The 19,898-nt window shown below is 73.1% G+C and carries 10 protein-coding genes and 1 pseudogene; 6 read left to right on the forward strand and 5 right to left on the reverse strand.

Annotation, left to right across the window (positions count from 1 at the left end; genetic code table 11):
• Positions 1-7: 7 nt before the first annotated feature.
• The 3 genes and pseudogenes from ACIP5M_RS18085 to fxsT form a co-directional block, all read left to right on the forward strand.
• Positions 8-1,297, forward strand: a pseudogene (locus ACIP5M_RS18085) (FxsB family cyclophane-forming radical SAM/SPASM peptide maturase); the annotation flags it as partial.
• Between the two features lie 242 nt (positions 1,298-1,539).
• Positions 1,540-2,799, forward strand: a complete 1,260-nt coding sequence (locus tag ACIP5M_RS18090; RefSeq protein WP_401198063.1) for an HEXXH motif domain-containing protein — start codon at positions 1,540-1,542, stop codon at positions 2,797-2,799.
• 63 nt (positions 2,800-2,862) lie between these two features.
• Complete coding sequence (gene fxsT, locus ACIP5M_RS18095) at positions 2,863-5,865, forward strand: FxSxx-COOH system tetratricopeptide repeat protein (RefSeq protein ID WP_401198066.1); 3,003 nt, start codon at positions 2,863-2,865, stop codon at positions 5,863-5,865.
• A gap of 1,919 nt (positions 5,866-7,784) precedes the next feature.
• Here fxsT and ACIP5M_RS18100 read toward each other — a convergent pair.
• From ACIP5M_RS18100 to ACIP5M_RS18115, 4 genes are all read right to left on the reverse strand, one after another.
• A complete protein-coding gene (locus tag ACIP5M_RS18100; RefSeq protein ID WP_401198068.1) occupies positions 7,785-11,657 on the reverse strand; it encodes a multifunctional oxoglutarate decarboxylase/oxoglutarate dehydrogenase thiamine pyrophosphate-binding subunit/dihydrolipoyllysine-residue succinyltransferase subunit in 3,873 nt (1,290 codons plus the stop codon).
• A 259-nt stretch (positions 11,658-11,916) separates the two neighbouring features.
• Positions 11,917-12,969, reverse strand: a complete 1,053-nt coding sequence (locus ACIP5M_RS18105; protein ID WP_401198525.1) for an ATP-binding protein — start codon at positions 12,967-12,969, stop codon at positions 11,917-11,919.
• Between the two features lie 92 nt (positions 12,970-13,061).
• A complete protein-coding gene (locus ACIP5M_RS18110) occupies positions 13,062-13,802 on the reverse strand; it encodes a response regulator transcription factor (RefSeq protein ID WP_401198070.1) in 741 nt (246 codons plus the stop codon).
• Positions 13,803-13,996: 194 nt separating this feature from the next.
• Complete coding sequence (locus ACIP5M_RS18115; RefSeq protein WP_401198072.1) at positions 13,997-15,766, reverse strand: glycoside hydrolase family 3 protein; 1,770 nt, start codon at positions 15,764-15,766, stop codon at positions 13,997-13,999.
• 135 nt (positions 15,767-15,901) lie between these two features.
• Between ACIP5M_RS18115 and ACIP5M_RS18120 the strand changes: the two genes are divergently transcribed.
• Positions 15,902-16,570: a TetR/AcrR family transcriptional regulator gene (locus tag ACIP5M_RS18120; RefSeq protein WP_401198074.1), complete on the forward strand. Its 669-nt coding sequence runs from the start codon at positions 15,902-15,904 to the stop codon at positions 16,568-16,570.
• On the opposite strand, the gene ACIP5M_RS18125 is transcribed toward ACIP5M_RS18120, so the two are convergent.
• The gene (locus tag ACIP5M_RS18125) at positions 16,567-17,118 is read right to left on the reverse strand and encodes a hypothetical protein (RefSeq protein ID WP_401198077.1); all 552 of its coding nucleotides are present in this window, start codon (positions 17,116-17,118) and stop codon (positions 16,567-16,569) included. The genes ACIP5M_RS18120 and ACIP5M_RS18125 overlap by 4 nt on opposite strands.
• Positions 17,119-17,221: 103 nt before the next feature.
• Between ACIP5M_RS18125 and ACIP5M_RS18130 the strand changes: the two genes are divergently transcribed.
• Complete coding sequence (locus tag ACIP5M_RS18130; protein ID WP_401198079.1) at positions 17,222-18,556, forward strand: hypothetical protein; 1,335 nt, start codon at positions 17,222-17,224, stop codon at positions 18,554-18,556.
• A gap of 202 nt (positions 18,557-18,758) precedes the next feature.
• The gene (locus ACIP5M_RS18135; protein WP_401198081.1) at positions 18,759-19,637 is read left to right on the forward strand and encodes a sulfurtransferase; all 879 of its coding nucleotides are present in this window, start codon (positions 18,759-18,761) and stop codon (positions 19,635-19,637) included.
• The last annotated feature ends 261 nt before the right edge of the window (positions 19,638-19,898 follow it).

Consider the following 19,898-nt stretch of genomic DNA (forward strand, 5'->3'; position numbering starts at 1 on the left):
TGGGGCGATGAGGCACACGCACACGAGCGACGCCGTGCTGCCCGCGCACCCCCCCGAGCCGCCGCAGTCCGTCCACGACCGGCACGCCCGCCACGCCCCCTGGCCCTACACCCGGCTCGACGTCGCCGCACTGCGCGCCGCCGGACACCGGCCCCATCCCATACGCCAGTTCGTGCTCAAGACGCGCAGCCGCTGCAACCTCGCCTGCACCTACTGCTACGTCTACGAGATGGCCGACCAGAGCTGGCGCGGCCGGCCCGCCGTCATGGCCCCGGCCACCGCGGCCCGCGCCGCCGAGCGGATCGCCGAGCACGCCGCCGCCCACTCCCTGCCCCGCGTCGACCTCGTCCTGCACGGCGGCGAACCCCTGCTCACCGCCCCCGCCCGGCTGGCGGAACCCGTCGAGGCCGTCCGGGCCGCCGTGACCCTGGCAGCCCCGCACACCCGGATCACCGCCACCGTCCAGACCAACGGCACCCTGCTCACCCCCGGCCGCCTCGCCGCGCTCGCCGCCGCCGGGATACGCGTCGGCGTCAGCCTCGACGGAGGACTGCCCGCGCACAACGCCCGGCGCGTGGACCACGCCGGACGCCCCGGATTCGACGCCGCCGCCCGGGGCCTGCGGCTTCTGGCCCGGCACCCGGACAGCTACGCCGGAGTCCTCTGCGTCATCGACCTCGAACAGGACCCGGTGGAGACGTACGAGTCCCTGCTCACCTTCGCCCCGCCCAGCATCGGCCTCCTGCTGCCGCTCGCCAACTGGAGCTCACCGCCGCCCGGCCACCGGCCGCCCGGCGCCACCCCGTACGCCGACTGGCTCGTCGCCGTCTTCGAACGCTGGTGGCACGACGGGGTGCGGCGCACCCGGATCCGGACCTTCGAGGAGATCATCGCCCTGCTGCTCGGCCTGCCCGCCGCCACCGAAACCCTCGGGCTCGCACCCGCCGCCACCGCCGTCGTCGAGACCGACGGCTCCATCGAACAGGCCGACTCCCTCAAGTCCGCCTACGAGGGCGCGGCCGACACCGGGATGACCCTCGCCACCCACAGTTTCGACCAGCTCCTGGACCACCCCGGGCTCGCCGCCCGCCAGCTCGGCCGGGACGCGCTCGCCGCCGGATGCCGGGCCTGCGAGCTGGTGGAGGTGTGCGGCGGCGGCCACTACCCGCACCGCTACCGCGCCGGCGAGGGCTTCCACCGCCCGTCCGTCTACTGCGCCGACCTCCAGGTCCTGATCCGGCACATCGCGGCGGCCCTCGCCACCGCGACCCGCCAAACCGGCCCGCCGACCGAGGCCACCCCGCCGACCGAGGCCACCCCGCCTGCCCCGCCCGGCCCGCCCGTTCCGCTCGCCCAGTCCGCCCAGTCCGCCACGCCCGTTCCGCCCGGCAAGGCCGCCCCGCCGTCCCCGCCCGGCAAGGCCGTCCCGTCCCGTCGCCCTCCCGCCGCCCGCGCGGCTGCGGTCACCGGCGTGCCCGCGCCCGCGCGGCCCGCCGGCCCCGCTCGCGCTGGCGGCCCCGCACGGCCGGCGGTCGCCTCGTGACCGCCGCCGCGCTCGCCGCGTTCACCGTGCCCTCCCGCACCCTGCGGGCCCTCGCCTCGACCGAACCCTCCGCCGACGGCACCCGCCTGGTGCGCGACGTACGCCGGTCCAAGCGCCTGGTCCTGCTGCGCGCGGTCCTCGACGGCGCCCCCGGCGGCCGGTCCGGGGAGACCGCCGACCACTGGGCCCTGCTGGAGGAGGCCGAACGGCACGACCCCGGCGCCGTGCACGACGTACTCCACTACCCGGCCACCGGGGTGTGGGCCGAGGAGACACTGCGCCGACTGCACGCCCCGTACGGCCCCCCGCCCGACCTCGGCCACCTCGGGGCCCTCGCCGTCGCCGCCGCCCTGCGCGCCGGGATCGCCTTCACCCAGACCCTGCGGCCCCTCCACGGCCGGCTCGTCCTGCCCACCCTCGGACTGCTCCGCCCGCAACGCCCCGGCCGGCTCACCGTCACCGAACGCTCCTGGGACCCCCAGGACCCCGCCACACTGCCCCTGCACACCCTCCCCGGCGGCAGGACCGCGCTCGACGACCTCGACCCCTACCGGGCACCCGGCCCCGGCCGGCCGGCACCCGTACGCCCCGCCCGCCGCCTCACCCCCAAGGGGCACAAGCGCTGGGACACCCAGTGGTCCGGCGCGCTCACCCTGCTCCAGCGGTACGACACCGCCCGCGCCGAGGAGACCGTCCAGCTGCTGCGCTCCGTCGTACCGCTGGCCGGCGGCTCCCGCTCCAGCGGCGCCACCCTGCCCGCGGCCGCCGGCTCCGTACTGGCCCGCGCCCAGGCCCCGCCCGCGCTGGCCGCCACCCTCGTCCACGAGGTGCAGCACGGCAAACTCACCGCGCTCGCCGACGTCCTGACCCTGCACACCGCCGACCACACCCCCCGGCACTGGGCCCCCTGGCGCAGCGACCCCCGCCCGCTGGAGGGACTCCTGCACGGCGCCTACGCCCACTTGGCCCTGGCCGGATACTGGCAGCGCGCCGCCCTCTACGGCGCCCGCGGCGCCTGGGCCCAGCACGCCCGGATCCGGGCCCAGGTCGCGGCCGTCCTGCCCGTCCTGCGCGGGCACGACCGGCTGACCGCCGCCGGCCGCGAGTTCACCGACGCCATGGCCGCCGCCGAGCGGGCCATGGACGACCTGCCGCCGCCCGGCGACCAGCACGCCGCCGCCCGCAGGGCAGTCGACCGCGAGCGCCGCGCCTGGTGCGAGGAACACCCCGAACTCGCACCGTTCGCGGCGGTCTGACGGGGCGTCCGCTGCGGTACCTTTTCAAACCCGTCCACGCCCGGATTCCAGGGAGACGGCCGAATGACCACCGGTAGCCGGCAAGACCCAGGCGTTGCCCCGCACCCGCAGCGCTTCGTCATCAGCTTCGCGGGATTCAACCGCCCCTGGGCCGTGTGGATCGCCCACCGACTGGAGGAGCACGGCCACCGCGTCTCGCTCCAGCGCTGGGACCCGCAGAACAGTCCCGGCCTCGCCCAGGCCCTCGACGACCTCGCCCGCTCCGGCAGCCGCGTCCTGCTCGTCCTCAGCGAACGCTACTTCTCCGCCGGCACCCACACCGACGAAGAGTGGAACACCGCCCTGCGCACGGTCACCGACCGCCACCCCGACCGGTACGCGGCCGTCTGCCTTACGGACGCCCCGCTGCCCAGCGCCGTCGCCGTACTGGAGCAGACCGACCTGTGGGGCCTCGACGCGTACGAGGCGGAGTACCGCGTGCTGCGCCGCCTGGAGCTGCCCACCGACCGGATCGGCACCGATTCCGGCCGCCGCGGCCCCCGCTTCCCCAACGACCCGCCCGAGATCTGGGGCCGCGTCCCGCGCCGCAACCCCCGCTTCACCGGCCGCAACGACGTCATCGGCACCCTGCGCGCGGCCCTTGCCGAGGCCCCGCCCGGCGCCTCCACCGTCACCCTGCTGGGGCTGTCGGGCGTCGGCAAGACCCAGGTGGCCACCGAGTACGCCTACCGCTTCGCCTCCGAGTACGACATCGTGTGGTGGGTCCCCGCCGAGGACCGGCCCACCCTGCGCGAACGCCTCGCCGACCTGGCCCCCGCCCTCGGGCTGCCGCGCGGCGCCGGCAGCTACGGCGAACAGATCCGGGCCGTCCTGGAAGCGCTGCGGCGCGGCTCCCCCTACGGCCGCTGGCTGCTCGTCTTCGACGGCTGCGACAACCCCGACGACCTCACCGACCTGCTGCCCTCCGGTGCCGGCGACGTCATCATCACCTCCCGCAACCGCGAGTGGGCTTCCCGCCACACCAACCTCGTCGAAGTCCCCCTCTACGCCCGCCCCGAGTCCATCACCTTCATCCGGCGCCGGGCCCTGCGGCTGACCGCCGAGGAGGCCGACCAGCTCGCCGAGGCCCTGGAGGACTACCCGCTTGCCCTCGACCAGACCGCCGGCTGGCTCGCCGACTCCCCGCTGACGGTCGGCGACTACCTGGCGCTGCTCCAGCGCCGCCTGGACTCCCGCGAGGCCGTCACCGTCTCCGACGACTACCCGCTGCCCTTCCCGACCGCCCTCGCCATACTGCTCAACAACGTCCGGGAGAACTTCCCCGACGCCCTCGCCCTGCTGCGCCTGTTCGTCTTCTTCGCGCCCGGCCCGGTGCCGCTGAGGCTGCTGCGCGAATTCCCCGCCGACGACGTGCCCGAACAGCTCGCCGGGCTCATCAACGACCAGATCCGGTGGAACGCCGCCCTCAACAAGCTCGTCCAGTTCTCCGTCGTCCGCCTGGAGTACTCCGACCTGCCCGTGGAGGAGGGCGGCGGCGGGCTGGAGACCGTACAGCTGCACCGCATGGTCCACGGCATCGTCCGCGAGAACCTCTCCGAAGACGAGGCCGAACCGCTCGCCCGCGCCGTCCGCCAGGTCCTCGCCGCCGCCGACCCCGGCCGGCCCTCCGACTCCCGGCTGTGGCCCCGCTACGCGGAACTCATCCCGCACCTGACCCCCTCCGGGGTGCTGAGCAGCAGCAACCCGCGGATCCAGAACTTCCTGCTGCACTGCCTGCGCTACCTGATCCTCGCCGGGGAGTACCGCACCTGCCTGCGGCTCAGCGAAGAAGCCGACCAGATCTGGCGGGCCGGCCTCGGCGAGGACCACCCCAAGGTCCGCGAGCTCAGCTACCAGTACGGCGAAGCCCTGCGCAACCTCGGCCTCTTCCGCCGCGCCGAAGCCCTCACCCGGGCCCGCGCCGACCAGCTCATGCAGGAGCGCGGCCCACGCGACCTGGAAACCCTGCGCGCCACCAGCTCGTACGGCGGCGTCTTGCTGTGCATCGCCCGGTTCGAGCAGGCCAAGGAGATCTTCGAACACGGCCTCGCCACCTACCGGGAACTGCTCGGCGAGGACGACTCCACCACCCTCGCCGCCCAGAACAACCTGGCCGCCACCTACCGCCTCCTCGGCCGCTACCAGGACTCCTACGACCTCGACCTGGACACCCTGCGCCGCCGCGAACGCGTCCTGCGGGCCCAGCACATCTCCACCCTGTCCTCCGGCATCGCCTGCGCCATGGGCCTGCGGCTCATGGGCCGCTACCGGGAGGCCCAGACCCGCCAGGAGCAGGGCGTCAAGCTCAACACCCAGGTCCTCGGCCCCAGCCACCCGCAGACCCTGCGCGCCGAGCACAACCTCGGGCTGTGCCTGCGCCGCTCCGGTGACATCCCCGGCGCGGGCCAGCGGCTGCGGACCGTCTGGGAACGCGCCACGAGGGTCTTCGGCGTCGACTACCCGTGGACCCTCATGGTCGCCTCCGACTACGCCACCTACCTCAGGGAGTACGGAGACCTCAGCGAAGCCCGCCGGATCTCCGAGGACGTGGTCCGCGGCTACCAGTCCCAGCTCGGCCTCGCCCACCCGTACAGCATCGGCACGGTCGGCAACCTCGGCCTGGTGCTGCGCGCCCAGGGCGAACGGCTGGAGGCACTGAACCTCGCCGAACAAGCGCTGGTCGGCATGCGCGGCGCCCTCGGCGACCGCCACCCCTGGACCCTGGGCTGCGCCCTGAACGCCACCGGACACCGCAACATCACGGGCCGCCTGGAGGACGCGCTGGACCTGAGCCGGGAGACCCTGCGCACCTGCGAACAGGTACTGGGCCCGGACCACCCGATGACACTGAGCGCCCAGATCGCCCTGGCGGCGGACCTCCGCTCGGTCCGCCAGGACGCGGAGGCGGGCAAACACGAGGAAGCGGGTATCAGGTCCCTGACCCGCACCCTGGGCCCCCAACACGTCCACACGGTCTCGGCCAAGCAACAGACGAGGCCGTACTGGGACTTCGAACCGCAGCCGTAGGGGGGTGGGGGTTGGGGGGTACGGGGCTTGCGCTCGGGCGGGGCCTTCGCCCCCCTCTCACCCCCCTGCCGAGCGGCGGCTGCCCACCCACCGCGCGCGGCGGTGGGAGCGGGACGGGGTGACAGGTGCGGCGGGGGAGGGGAGGGCGGAAGCGTGCGGGGCGGGACGGGGAGGTGAAGCGGCACCCAATGGTCGGCACCCACTTGCCCGGAATCAGTGTGGGTTTGGGGGTTTCCCGTCAGTCCCATCGTCTCTCCGGTTCGGGCCGGTCCCTCAAGGGCGCTCCCTGCGGTCGCGTCGCTTCGCGATGGCCTACGGCCACCCTTGACCGACCGACCCGAACCGGAAAGCCGAAAGACTGCCGGGAAGCCCCCAAAAGAACGATCCACGGGTCCATGCCCATATGCGGGCCCGCCAGGGATGCGCGAGCCCGCTCCCCCAATCCGGCCAAGGCCCACCTGGAGGGCTGGACGGCGCCCAGGCCCGGGCACCCATGCGGCCCCAAGCCCGGGCCCGCAAGCATGCACATTCCGGGCCGGGGGCGGCTCTACCTGCACGAAACGGCGGCGAGAAGCCCCTCCGCGCCCACCAGCGCGTCAAATCGCTACGCGCTCCTCATTTATCGGCGTCCGGCGGCCGTCTGGGGCTGGGAATATGCCGCCACAAATCGCTACACAGCTGAGGTGACCTGGCGGCGATCAGCCCGCCATGGGTTCCTCATAAGCCGCCACAAATCGCTACACGGCTGAGGTGATCAGGCGGCGATCGGCCCGTCATGGGCTGCTCATAAGCCGCCCACGGCGAGTAGGCCCGCGGTGGACGGGCGCCTGCGGGCCACCGGGCGCGCCTACCAGGGGAAGAAGTTGGGCCGGCAGGCGCCTGCGGGAAGTGGATGGCACCCGGCGGCAGGAATGGGCTCCTTGGGGCTTCAGGGGAAGTGGGCGGCGCCCACGACGTCACATGTGCCCGTGGGCTGGCGGCTGCGGTCGGCCGACTGCCATGCACAGCCAGCCGACTGCCATTCGGAAGCCCCCAGCGACACAAATGAAGCCCTTGGGGAGCCTCTTGGGGTCGTTTTCTCACGAAGAAAGGGTCAGACGGAGCGTGAGAGCGGATGTCTCAACCTCTCACTCCGCCAAGACGCTTCACAGCCCCCAACCAGCCACCAAATAGGGACAAACTACCCGCTGTCGCGGTCTCGGAGACGCTTGTAGCGATCTTGGGCGGCTTATGTCCAGCCCCAGACGGGCGCCGAACGCCAAGCCGCGAGAAGCGCGTAGCGATCTGACGCGCACCGCCCGTCTGACCTGCCCCGATGCCCGTCTGACCGCTGTCTGGTGACGCTTCGGCTGCCCCCGGCCCGGAACATGCCTGCCTGCTGGCCCGGGCGGAGGCTCTCTGCCCGGGGCTCGGCGCCGTCTAGCCCTCCCCGGTGGCCTTGGCCGGATTGGGGGAGCGGGGTCGTCTGCTCCCTGGCGGGCCCGTATATGGGCTTGGACCCGTGGATCGTTCTTTTGGGGGCTTCCCGGCAGTCTTTCGGCTTTCCGGTTCGGGTCGGTCGGTCAAGGGTGGCCGCAGGCCATCGCGAAGCGACGCGACCGCAGGGAGCGCCCTTGAGGGACCGGCCCGAACCGGAGAGACGATGGGACTGACGGGAAACCCCCAAACCCTTACTGATTCCGGGTAAGTGGGTGCCGGTAGGCGAAGCTCCCGACTCGTGTTCGGGTACCGGTCCGCCGTGCCGCCGCGCGCGGTGGGTGGGCAGCCGCCGCTCAGCAGGGGGGTGAGAGGGGGGCGAAGGCCCCGCCCAAGCGCAAGCCCCGTACCCCCCAAACCCCCACCCCCCACCCCCCAACCCCGAAGGCCCGACCCCCCTTCGGGGAGCCGGGCCTTCCGTGGTGCTGAGCTCAGCGCAGCGATCAGGCCTCGAAGACCTCGTTCAGGAGGAGCTGCTGCTCCGCCTGGTGGCGCTTGGCCGAGCCGACCGCCGGGGACGAGCCGTGCGGGCGGGAGATGCGGCGCAGGCGCTCGCCGGCCGGGACGTCCGCGCCGACCGCCAGGTCGAGGTGGTCGATCAGGTTCAGCGCGATGAACGGCCACGCGCCCTGGTTCGCCGGCTCTTCCTGGGCCCAGATGTACTTCGCCGCGTTCGGGAACTTGGCGATCTCCGCCTGGAGTTCCGCACCCGGGAGCGGGTACAGGCGCTCGATGCGGATGATGGCGGTGTCGGTGATGCCGCGCTTCTCGCGCTCGGCCTCCAGGTCGTAGTAGACCTTGCCGGCGCAGAAGACGACCTTGCGGACCGCGTTCGCGTCCACCGTGGAGTCGCCGATGACCGGGCGGAACGAACCGGTCGTGAACTCCTCCGCCTTCGACGCCGCAGCCTTCAGACGCAGCATCGACTTCGGGGTGAAGACGATCAGCGGCTTGTGGTGCGGGTTGTGGACCTGCCAGCGCAGCAGGTGGAAGTAGTTCGACGGCAGGGTGGGCATGGCCACCGTCATGTTGTCCTGCGCGCACATCTGGAGGAAGCGCTCCGGGCGGGCGGACGAGTGGTCCGGGCCCTGGCCCTCGTAGCCGTGCGGGAGGAGCAGCGTGACGCCGGAGGTCTGGCCCCACTTCTGCTCGGCCGAGGAGATGAACTCGTCGACGACGGTCTGAGCGCCGTTGACGAAGTCACCGAACTGGGCCTCCCAGAGGACCAGCGCGTCGGGACGGGCCAGCGAGTAGCCGTACTCGAAGCCCATGGCCGCGTACTCGGAGAGCAGCGAGTCGTAGACGTTGTAGCGCGCCTGGTCGTCCGACAGGTAGAGCAGCGGGGTGTAGTCCTCGCCCGTCTCCCGGTCGATGAGGACCGCGTGGCGCTGGCCGAAGGTGCCGCGGCGGGAGTCCTGGCCGGACAGCCGGACCGGGGTGCCCTCCATCAGCAGCGAACCGAAGGCCAGGGTCTCGCCCATGCCCCAGTCGATGGTGCCCTCGTCGATCATCGCCGCGCGGCGCTGCAGCTGCGGCAGCAGGCGCGGGTGGACGGTGACGCCCTCGGGGATGTTGACCTGGGACTCGGCGATGCGCTTGACGACGTCCTGGGAGATGGCGGTGTTCACCTTGACCGGGAACTCCTGCGCGGTCTGCGCGGGCGTTGCCGGGGCGCCGGCGGCCGGAGCCGTCGCGGCCTCGCGGACCTCCGCGAAGACCTTCTCCAGCTGGCCCTGGAAGTCCTGGAGCGCCTGCTCGGCCTCTTCCAGCGTGATGTCGCCGCGACCGATGAGGGACTCGGTGTACAGCTTGCGCACCGAGCGCTTCTTGTCGATGAGGTCGTACATCAGCGGCTGCGTGAAGGCCGGGTTGTCGGACTCGTTGTGGCCGCGGCGGCGGTAGCAGATGAGGTCGATGACCACGTCCTTGTTGAACGCCTGGCGGAACTCGAAGGCCAGACGGGCCACGCGGACGACCGCTTCCGGGTCGTCGCCGTTCACGTGGAAGATCGGCGCCTCGATCATGCGGGCCACGTCGGTCGCGTACATCGAGGAACGCGAGGATTCCGGGGCGGCGGTGAAGCCGACCTGGTTGTTGATGACCACGTGCACGGTGCCGCCGGTGCGGTAACCGCGCAGCTGCGACATGTTCAGCGTCTCGGCGACGACGCCCTGGCCGGCGAAGGCCGCGTCACCGTGCAGGGCGACGGGCAGGACGGTGAAGTCCGTGCCGCCCTTGTTGATGATGTCCTGCTTGGCGCGGGCGACACCCTCGAGGACCGGGTCGACGGCCTCCAGGTGGGAGGGGTTGGCGACGAGCGAGACCTTGATCTGCTCGCCGTCCAGGCCGGTGAAGGTGCCCTCGGCGCCGAGGTGGTACTTCACGTCGCCGGAGCCGTGCATGGACTTCGGGTCGAGGTTGCCCTCGAACTCGCGGAAGATCTGCGCGTACGACTTGCCGACGATGTTCGCCAGCACGTTCAGGCGGCCGCGGTGGGCCATGCCGATGACGACCTCTTCGAGGCGGGCCTCGGCGGCCGAGTCGATGACGGCGTCGAGCAGCGGGATGACGGACTCGCCGCCCTCCAGGGAGAAGCGCTTCTGGCCGACGTACTTCGTCTGCAGGAAGGTCTCGAAGGCCTCCGCCGCGTTCAGGCGGCGCAGGATGCGCAGCTGCTCCTCGCGCTCCGGCTTGGTGTGCGGGCGCTCGATGCGGTCCTGGATCCAGCGGCGCTGCTTCGGGTCCTGGATGTGCATGAACTCGACGCCGGTGGTGCGGCAGTACGAGTCGCGCAGCACGCCGAGGATGTCGCGCAGCTTCATCATCGACTTGCCGGAGAAGCCGCCGACCGCGAACTCGCGCTCCAGGTCCCACAGGGTGAGGCCGTGCTCGGTGATGTCGAGGTCGGGGTGCTTGCGCTGCTTGTACTCCAGCGGGTCGGTGTCGGCCATGACGTGGCCGCGGACCCGGTAGGAGTGGATCAGCTCGAAGACGCGGGCGGCCTTGGTGACGTCGTCGTCGTGCGAGGCGTCGATGTCGCGGTTCCAGCGGACCGGCTCGTACGGGATGCGCAGCGACTCGAAGACGGAGTCGTAGAAGCCGTCCTCGCCGAGCAGCAGGTTCGCGACGATGCGCAGGAACTCGCCGGAGGCCGCGCCCTGGATGACCCGGTGGTCGTAGGTCGAGGTCAGGGTCATGACCTTGGAGATGCCCAGCTTGTTCAGGGTGTCCTGCGAGGTGCCCTGGAACTCGGCGGGGTAGTCCATGGAGCCGACGCCCATGATGACGGACTGTCCGGGCATCAGGCGGGGCACGGAGTGCACGGTGCCCAGGCCGCCGGGGTTGGTGAGGGAGCAGGTCACGCCGGTGAAGTCGTCCATCGTCAGCTTGCCGACGCGGGCGCGGCGGACGATGTCCTCGTAGGCCTGCCAGAACTCGAAGAAGTTGAGGGTCTCGGCCTTCTTGATGCCGGCGACGACGAGCTGGCGGTCGCCGTTGGGCTTCACCAGGTCGATGGCGAGGCCGAAGTTCACGTGGTCGGGCTTGACCAGGGTCGGCTTGCCGTCCTTCTCCGCGAAGGAGTAGTTCATCGACGGCATGGCCTTGATGGCCTGCACCATCGCGTAGCCGATCAGGTGCGTGAAGGAGATCTTCCCGCCCCGGGCGCGCTTGAGGTGGTTGTTGATGACGATGCGGTTGTCGAACAGCAGCTTCACCGGGACGGCGCGGACGGACGTGGCCGTCGGGACGTCGAGGGAGGCGTTCATGTTCTTGGCGACGGCAGCCGCCGGGCCGCGGAGCGTCACCAGCTCGGGGCCCGCGGGGGCCTCGGTGGTGGGCGCGGCCTTCTGCGGGGCTACGGCGGGGGAGGCGGGCGCGGCCGGTGCGGCGGCCGGGGCCTGGGAGGTGACAGTCACAGCAGGGGCACCAGAGGGGGTGGCAGGAGCAGGGGCAGGAGCTGACACAGGCGGAGAGGTCGGCGGCGCGGCGGCGGCGCGCGCCGCCCCCGTGGCGGCGGCGTCGGAGACCTGCGGTGCTGCGGCGGCGGTGCCGGCGGCCTGTGCGGAGGCGCCGTCCGTCGTCGGGGACTTCTTGGGCTCCTCGGCCTTCACCGGAGCGGGAGCGGCTGCGCCCCCCGGCTTGTAGTCGGCGAAGAAGTCCCACCAGGCCCGGTCGACCGAATTCGGGTCCTGGAGGTACTGCTGATAGATCTCGTCGACGAGCCACTCATTGGCGCCGAAGCCTGAGGCAGGGGTCTTCCCGCCCTCTGCTGCTTCGGTCGTGGTGCTCGGGTTACTGGGGGACTGTGGCGACACGGCGGCAACCGCCCTCTTCCGCTTCACAAGGTATGGACAGCGGGAATAAAGGCTACGCCTCCTGGGGGGTGTGATGCAGACCGGGCGGGACTTCCGTCATGCAGGTCACATCGAACGGCGGGTTTCGCCGCCTTGAATGGCGGGAAACAAGCGTGGTTCGGGTAGGGGGCACCGAGGTTGCGGCCCCCATGGCTTCGCACCCCTGACGGACCCCGGGCACGTGTGGCCGAGATCATGTCCTTCCCAGTCGAACCCTACGTCAACCAGCCACCGGTGAACTGCCCGGAAGGGTGACGAGGATGCGGCAGCCCCGTGACGATTCGGCCACTCCGATCCGCCCGCCGTGCAGCTCCACGGCCCAGCGGGCGATGGCCAGGCCCAGGCCCGTGCCGCCGTCGCCGCCGCGCGCGCTGCCCCGGTTGAACCGCTCGAAGACCCGGTGCCGCTCCGCCTCCGGGATGCCGGGGCCCTCGTCCCGTACTTCCAGCGCCAGGCTCCCGGGCGCGTCGCCGGCCCGGGCGCGGACGGTGACCCGCCCGTGCGGGGGGCTGTGCTTGACCGCGTTGTCGATCAGGTTCGCCACGACCTGGTGCAGGCGCTCGGCGTCCGCGTACGCCGTCAGCTCGGACGGGAAGACGTCCAGGTGCAGGTGTACGTCGTTGCGGGTGTGCCCGCCCGAACCGGACAGCAGCCCCGGGCGGCCGGCGGCCGCCAGCCCCGACTCCTTCAGCACGCCCGACAGGTACGGCCACACCTCGAAGCCGCGGGCCTTCAGCGGGACCACCCCGTTGTCCACCCGGGACAGGTCCAGCAGGGTCTCCACCAGGCGGCCCAGGCGCTCGGTCTGCTTCAGCATCGTGCGCATGGTCTCCGGATCGGCGGCCGAGACTCCGTCGACCACGTTCTCCAGGACCGCCCGCAGCGCGGCGATCGGTGTGCGCAGTTCGTGCGAGACGTTGGCGACGAGCTCCTTGCGGTGCCGGTCCACCGCCTCCAGGTCGTCCGCCATCAGGTTGATCGTGGCGGCCAGGTCGCCGAGCTCGTCGCGGCGCCCCGCCCCGCGCACCCGGCGCGTGTAGTCCCCCTGGGAGATCCCCCGGGCCACCCGGGTCATCTCGTCCAGCGGCGAGGTCAGGCTGTGCGCCACGAACTGGGTGATCAGCATCGAGGCGATGACCGAGAAGACGGTGATGAACCGCAGCTCGGTGTCGGTGCGCAGGGCCACCAGCAGCAGGCCCGTCGTGATGAAGACCGAGACCACCACGAGGGTGCCCAGCTTGGTCTTGATCGAGAACGGCGAGAAGGTCTGCAGCCCCCCGGCGGGCCGGTGCCGCTGCCGGTCCCGCTGCCGCTCGCCCCGCAGCTTCTGCCGGTCCTGCTCCCGCTGCCGCGCCGACGGGGTGCTCACGACTGGGCCGGGGTCTCCAGGGCGTACCCGACGCCGTGGACCGTACGGATCCGCTCCGCGCCGATCTTGCGCCGCAGGGCCTTGATGTGGCTGTCGACCGTACGGGTCCCGGACGCGTCGGCCCAGTCCCACACCTCGGCCAGCAGCTGCTCGCGCGAGAGCACCGCCCGCGGGGTCCCGGCCAGGCACACCAGCAGGTCGAACTCGGTCGGCGTCAGGTGCACGTCCTCGGCCTGGACCCGGACCCGGCGCTGCGCGTGGTCGATCTCCAGATCGCCCAGCCGCAGCGTGGCCCCGCGCGGGGTGTGGGCGGCCAGCGCGGCCCGCTCCACGCGCCGCAGCAGTACGTGGACCCGAGCGGCCAGCTCGCGCATCGAGAACGGCTTCGTCATGTAGTCGTCCGCGCCGACCCCCAGCCCGACCAGCAGGTCGGTCTCGTCGTCACGGGCGGTGAGCATCAGCACCGGCACCGGCCGCTGAGCCTGGACCCGGCGGCAGACCTCCAGTCCGTCGAAGCCGGGCAGCATCACGTCCAGGACCAGCAGCTCGGGCAGCCAGCTCTCGGCCGCGGCGACGGCGGCAGGCCCGTCGGAGGCCGTCTGCACCTGGAAGCCCTCGGCGCGCAGCCGCGCGGCGATCGCCTCGGCGATGGTGTGGTCGTCCTCGACGACGAGTACCCGCCGCTGGGCGCCGGGGGTCGCCGAGGTGTTGTTGTGGGTGGTGTGCGTCTGTTCCATGTCCCGGTCCGCCCCTGAAGATCTGCGTGGTGGGGTGCAGCGTAGAGGAGGCACCGGCCTGCGGCTATGTCGGGTTCAGACAGGGTATTTGTACGGAACGCCCTGGTAGAGCGGGTGATGTACCGGGTGCCGCACCCCCCACGGGAACGGCACCCGGCGGGCGAGGCGGTCAGGCGCCTCGCGTTGTGCGGGCCCTACAAGGGCAGCCCGTGGCCGTGCGCGAAGACCGGGTCCTCCGTGTCGTTCGGCACGTCCGGGCGGGACGCGGCCACGGCCGCCATCGAGCGCGGGAGCTCGAAGGGGAGCCGGCCCTCGGGGACGGCGCGGCCGAAGGCCACGTCCAGCAGGGCGTCGTCCGAGGCGCCGTAGTCGGCGATCAGGGCCGCGGCGCGCTCGGCGATCTCCGGGATCACGGCGGGCCGCTCCAGGTTGATGCAGACCAGGGTCGGGACCGCGTCCAGGAGGGCCAGGATCTCGGCCAGCTCGGGCGCGGGGAAGGCCAGGGAGCCCGAGTGGAAGAAGGACTCGAAGAGGTTCTCGCGGGGCTCGTGGGGGGTACGCAGGCGCAGAACGGCCAGGTCGGCGGCGGCCGGATCGGCCACGACCTCCCCGTGCGCGGCGGCGACGGCCTCGTCCACCCCCCGCAGGTACAGCTTCGGCTTCGGCGTCCGCCCGTGCGGAAGGGGCAGCAGTCCCCGGGGGTTGGTCAGGACGGTGAGCGAGCGGCGCTGGGCCGCGGCGCCCATGGCCGCGAAATCGGACCGGCCCACCGTCTCGGCCGCCGCGTCCGGATCGACGTACGGGTTCTCGAACAGGCCGAGCCGGAACTTCTCGCGCAGCAGCCTGCGTACGGAGTCGTCGATCCGGGACTCCGCGATGCGCCCGGAGCGGACCAGCTCCACGACGACCTCGGGGCACTGTTCGCCGCCGAACTGGTCGCAGCCGGCGTCCAGGGCGCGGGCGGCGCGCTCGGCGACGCTCAGGTGTTCCACGCCCCAGGCGCGGGCGGGGTGCATCTGGCCGAAGATCGCCGCATCGGTGAGCAGTCCCCAGTCGGTGCACACGATCCCGTCGAAGCCGAGCTCCTCGCGCAGCAGCCCGGTGACCACGCCCTTGTTGAAGCCGAAGCCGACCTCCTCCCAATCCGTCCCCACCGGCTGGCCGTAGTACGGCATCATCTGCGCGCAGCCCGCGGCGATGGCGGCCTTGAAGGGCTCCAGGTGGTGCTCCCGCATGCCGCCGGGATAGACCTGCTCCTTGCCGTGCGCGAAGTGCGGGTCCTCGCCGTCCTTCTGGGGGCCGCCGCCCGGGAAGTGCTTGACCATGGCGGAGACCGATGCGGGGCCGGGTTCCGGGCCCTGGAGGCCGCGTACGTAGGCCCGTACGAGCTCACCCGTCAGGCGGGCGTCGGAGCCGAAGGTGCCGGACTGGCGGGCCCAGCGCGGCTCGGTGGCCAGGTCGATCTGCGGGTGCAGGGCGACGCGGAAGCCGACGGCCAGGTACTCGCGGCGGACGGTGTCCGCGAAGCGGTGGACCAGCTCGGGGTCGCCGACGGCGGCCAGGCCGAGGGCCTCGGGCCAGGCGGAGAAGGCGCCGGAGTTGAAGGAGGCGCCGATGTTGTCGGTGAAGGCGTGGCGCGGGTCGGTGGAGAGGGTGACCGGGATGCCGAGGCGGGTGGACGCGGCCATCTCCTGGACGGCGTTCTGCCACCGGGCCATCTCGCGGGCGCCGTAGGTGCCCAGGAGGTTGAAGTGGGTGAGGAGGCGGCCCTCGATCAGCTCGGGCGTGGTGAAGGGAAGCATCGAGCCGTCGGTCTCGGTGACCGGGGTGCCGTCCGGATTCATCATCAGCATGGAGTGGAAGAGCTGGCCGGCCTTCTCCTCCAGCGTCATCCGGGAGAGCAGGTCCTCGACGCGCCGGTCCACGGGGAGCGCGGCGTCCTTGTAGGCGGGGGTGGCGTTCACGGCCGGACTCCTGGGAGCGAGGGGAGGCGAGGGCGCCCAGGGTAGGCGCGAAAACCTTGCGCCCACTAGGTTTTCAAAATGTGAGGTGGATCACTCCCCGTGGGTGGCCGAAATCGGCGGTCTAGGGTGGTCGGCATGGCACAGGACAAGGCGCGAACGGCCCCGAGGGCCACCGCCCCGAGGAGCGCGGGCGCGGGCCGGGGGACCTACGCGGTGGGCGACGCCCGCCGGCAGAAGATCCTCGACACCGCGGTCGAGCACTTCGCGCAGTGGGGCTTCCATGCCTCCTCGCTGGCCCGGATCGCGGCCGGCTGCGGCATCACCCAGGGCGGGCTGCTGCACCACTTCCGCAGCAAGGAGGACCTGCTGCTGTCGGTGCTCGCGCAGAGCGAGCGGCACGACGAGGAGCGCCTGTTCAGCGAGCCGGCCGCCTCGGTCGCCGCGCACTTCGACACCCTCGTCGCCCTCGCCGCCGACAACGAGCGGCGGCCCGGCCTCGTCCGCATGTTCAACACGCTGGTCGGCGAGTCCGCCAACCCCGGGCACCCCGCCCACGACCACTTCCGGCAGCGCTACGCCCGCGTGCTCCGCCACACCGTCGAGCTGCTGGAGGCCGGCGTCGCGCGCGGCGAGCTGCGGGACGGCACCGACTGCGAGGCCGTGGGCCGGGAGGTCCTCGCCGTCATGGACGGCCTGCAGATCCAGTGGCTGCTGGACCCCGGAAGCGTGGACATGCCGGCGCGGCTGCGGGCGTACCTGGACCGGCAGCTGCGGGAGATCGCCGACAGCCGCCCGGCTTCCTAGTTCGTGAAGGGGGGCAGCGGGGCCAGCACCTTTTCGAGGGCCGGCGACAGGGAGCCCTGATCGGCGGCGACCTCGTACCCGCCGTGCACGAAGGCGTAGAAGAAACCGTCGTAGATCGCGGGGCTGCTCGTCGCCAGGCGCGGCAGACGGGCGAAGTCCGCCTCCTCGAGGGCGGCGCGCAGGGCGTCGAGGTCCTCGGGCTTCAGCCTGCCGGAGCCTTCCTCCTGCGCCTTGCCATCCAGCCGGGTCCACGCCCCGTCGCCCTTGACGATGAGGGTGTGCGTCTCGCCGGCGAAGCCGCCGCTGCGGCTGACCCGGAGCAGGGTCTCCTCCGCGGAGGGGGGCTTCGAGGCGGCCGCCGATGCCGTGGGTGCGGTGGGGGCCGCCGATGCCGTGGGGGCCGCCGGGGGCGCCGAGGTGGCCCGGGGCGCGTCGCCCTCGCCGCCCGGACCCGAGCCCGATCCCGGGCCGGACGGGCCGCAGCCCGCCAGGACCGCCGCACCCACCACCGCGGCCACCGTCACCGCCACCATCCGGAACGCTCGCACACCCACCTCCGCAGGTACTCGGCCCGAACCCCGAGTATGGAGTGCCCACCCCCGTCACGACAGCCAGGAGACCGCCATCCGCCGCCGCATCACCCCCTGGCGCGTGCTGCCCCCGCTGCTCGCCGTCCTCCTCGGCCTCTGGGGCCTGGAGCGCGGCGGCAGCATGTGGCGCGACGAATCCGTCACCTGGCAGGTCGCCCACCGGCCGCTCGGCGCGCTGGGGGAGCTGCTGGGCCGGGTGGACGCCGTGCACGGCCTGTACTACCTCCTGATGCACGGCGTGTTCCTGGTCTGGGACGGCGGCACGTGGGCGCTGCGCCTGCCCTCCGTCGCCGCCACCGCCCTCGCCGCCGCCGGGGTGGCCGCCATCGCCCACCGCCTCGCGGGGGAGCGGGCCGCGCTGCTCGCCGGGCTGGGGTACGCCGTCCTGCCGCCCGTGCAGATGTACGCCCAGGAGGGGCGCTCGTACGCCCTGGTCGCCGCGGCCGTGGTGTGGGCGACGTACCTGATGCTGCGCGAGCGGTGGGCGGCGTACGCGGTGGTGCTGGCGCTCGGCTGCTGGCTCCACGAGTTCGCGGCACTGGCCCTGCTCGCCCACGCCTTCACCGCGTGGCGCTCGCGCGGCTGGCGGATCGCCGCCGGGGCCGTCACCGCCCTGCTGCTGCCGCTGGCCCTGGTGAGCGCCCGCCAGGCCGCGCAGCAGCTCGGCTGGCTCGGGCGACCGGGATGGCAGGACTGGGCGGCGTACGGGGTGCTCGCCGGCGTGGTGCTGCTGCTCGCGCGCGGCGCCGGGGACCGGGACCTCGTACGGGTGGCCGTGCCCCTCGCACTGCTGCCGCCCGGGCTGCTGATGGCGGTCTCGCTGCTGCACCCCTGGTACGTCGACCGGTACGTGCTCTACGCACTGGCCGGGCTCGCCCTCCTGGCGGGGGCCCGGCTCGCGGCCGCCCGCGGCTGGTGGCCCTGGCTGCTGGTCGGGGTGCTGCTCGTGCCGTGCGTCTTCTGGTCCGCGTGGCTGCGTACGCCGGAGAGCCGCAAGGACGACGCCCTCGCGGTGGCCGCCGCCGTCCGGGAGCGGGCCCGGCCCGGGGACGCGGTGGTCTTCCTGCCGTCGCGGCGGCGCGAGTGGCTGCTGTCCTCGCCGCGGGTGTACGAGGGCCTGCGCGATGTGGCGCTGGACCGCTCCCCGGCCGCTTCCCGCAGCCTCCAGGGCACCGAACTGCCCTCGGCGCGGATCCGCGAGGCACTGATCGCCTCCCCGCGGATCATCGCCCTCCTGGACCCGGCGGGGCAGCCCGTGGACCCGTACCCGCGCGAGGCGGTCAAGCGGCAGACGCTGGCGGCCTGGTTCGACCTGTGCTCGATCGCCGAGGTCCGCGGCGCCCGGGTGGCGGTGTACGCCAGACCGGACACCTGCCCTTGGCCTCCCGGCGGGTGACCGGCGGATGGGCGGCGGCGCGGGTCCCGGCAGCGCGCCCGGCAGTGCGCCGCCACGCCCCCGGCCGCGCCTCGTGCCTGCCGGCGGGCGGCCCCCGGGCTCCGGCCGGCTGCGGGCGGAGGAAGATGGGGGACCCGTGCCGCGCAGGCGGCGGGCCCCGCCGCCCGGCGGAGCGGCCGCCGCACCCTTCCGGAGGTGCCGAATGAACACGCCCGCGACCGCCGCCCTCCCGCCCGGCCCGCTGGTCGGAGCCGACTGGCTGGCGGAGCGGCTCGGGGAGCCCGGACTGGTCGTCTTCGACGCCTCCGTGGGCGCCCACCGCGGCGCCGGCCGCCGCATACCGGGCGCCCGCCCCTTCGACCTCGACGGGGAGCTGTCCGACCACACGGCCCCCGCCCCGCACACCATGCCCGGGACCGCGGAGTTCACCGAGGCGATGCGGGACCTGGGGGTGGACGACACCTCCACCGTCGTCGTCTACGACGGCGCCGGCATCTACTCCAGCGCCCGCGCCTGGTGGATGCTGCGCGCCATGGGCTTCGACCGGGCCGCCGTCCTCGACGGGGGCCTGCCCGCCTGGACCGCCGCCGGACGGCCCGTGGAATCCACCGCCCCGGCGTACGAGGGCCCCCGCGGCTCCTTCACCGCCCGCCCTCGCACCGGGCTCCTGGTCGACGCCGCGGCCGTCACCACCGCCCTGGCCGACCCGGCCGCCGCGGTCCTCGACGCCCGCACCCGCGAGCGCTTCGCCGGCACCGCCCCCGAACCCCGCCCGGGCCTGCGCGGCGGCCACATGCCGGGCGCGCTCAACCTCCCCTTCGGTGAACTCCAGGGGCCCGACGGCCTGATGCGGTCGCCCGCCGAACTCCGCGACGCCTTCGAGGCCCTGGCCGGCGCCCGCGAACGGCTCTACCTCAGCTGCGGATCCGGAGTGACGGCCTGCGTCCTTGCCCTGGCCGCCACCCTTGCCGGCTATCCCGACCCGGCCGTGTACGACGGCTCCTGGAGCGAGTGGGGCCTCCCTTCGCCGGTGCGCCCCGTCGTCACCGGACCGGCCGTCCCGGCCCCCGCCCCCTCCTGACGGGCTGCGGCCTGTCGCGCCGAGGCCTGGGGTAGCCCCACCAGGAGCTCGGGTGCCGGCACCATCGGCCGGCCGGGGCCGCGGCGGGAGGAGCGGCCCATGACCTCTTACGCGGCCTCAGTTCGTGTCGCCGGTACCGCCGTCACCGCCCTCGGGGTCGGTGTGCTGCGCCCCGGCTGTTCGCCCCGGGCGAACGGGGGTTGGGGAACATTGAGCCGCGCATGTGCATTGAGTCGGCATAGCTCAACTTCACTGCCGGAG

This window comes from Streptomyces sp. NPDC088762 (genome assembly GCF_044750905.1).
Classification (GTDB): domain Bacteria; phylum Actinomycetota; class Actinomycetes; order Streptomycetales; family Streptomycetaceae; genus Streptomyces.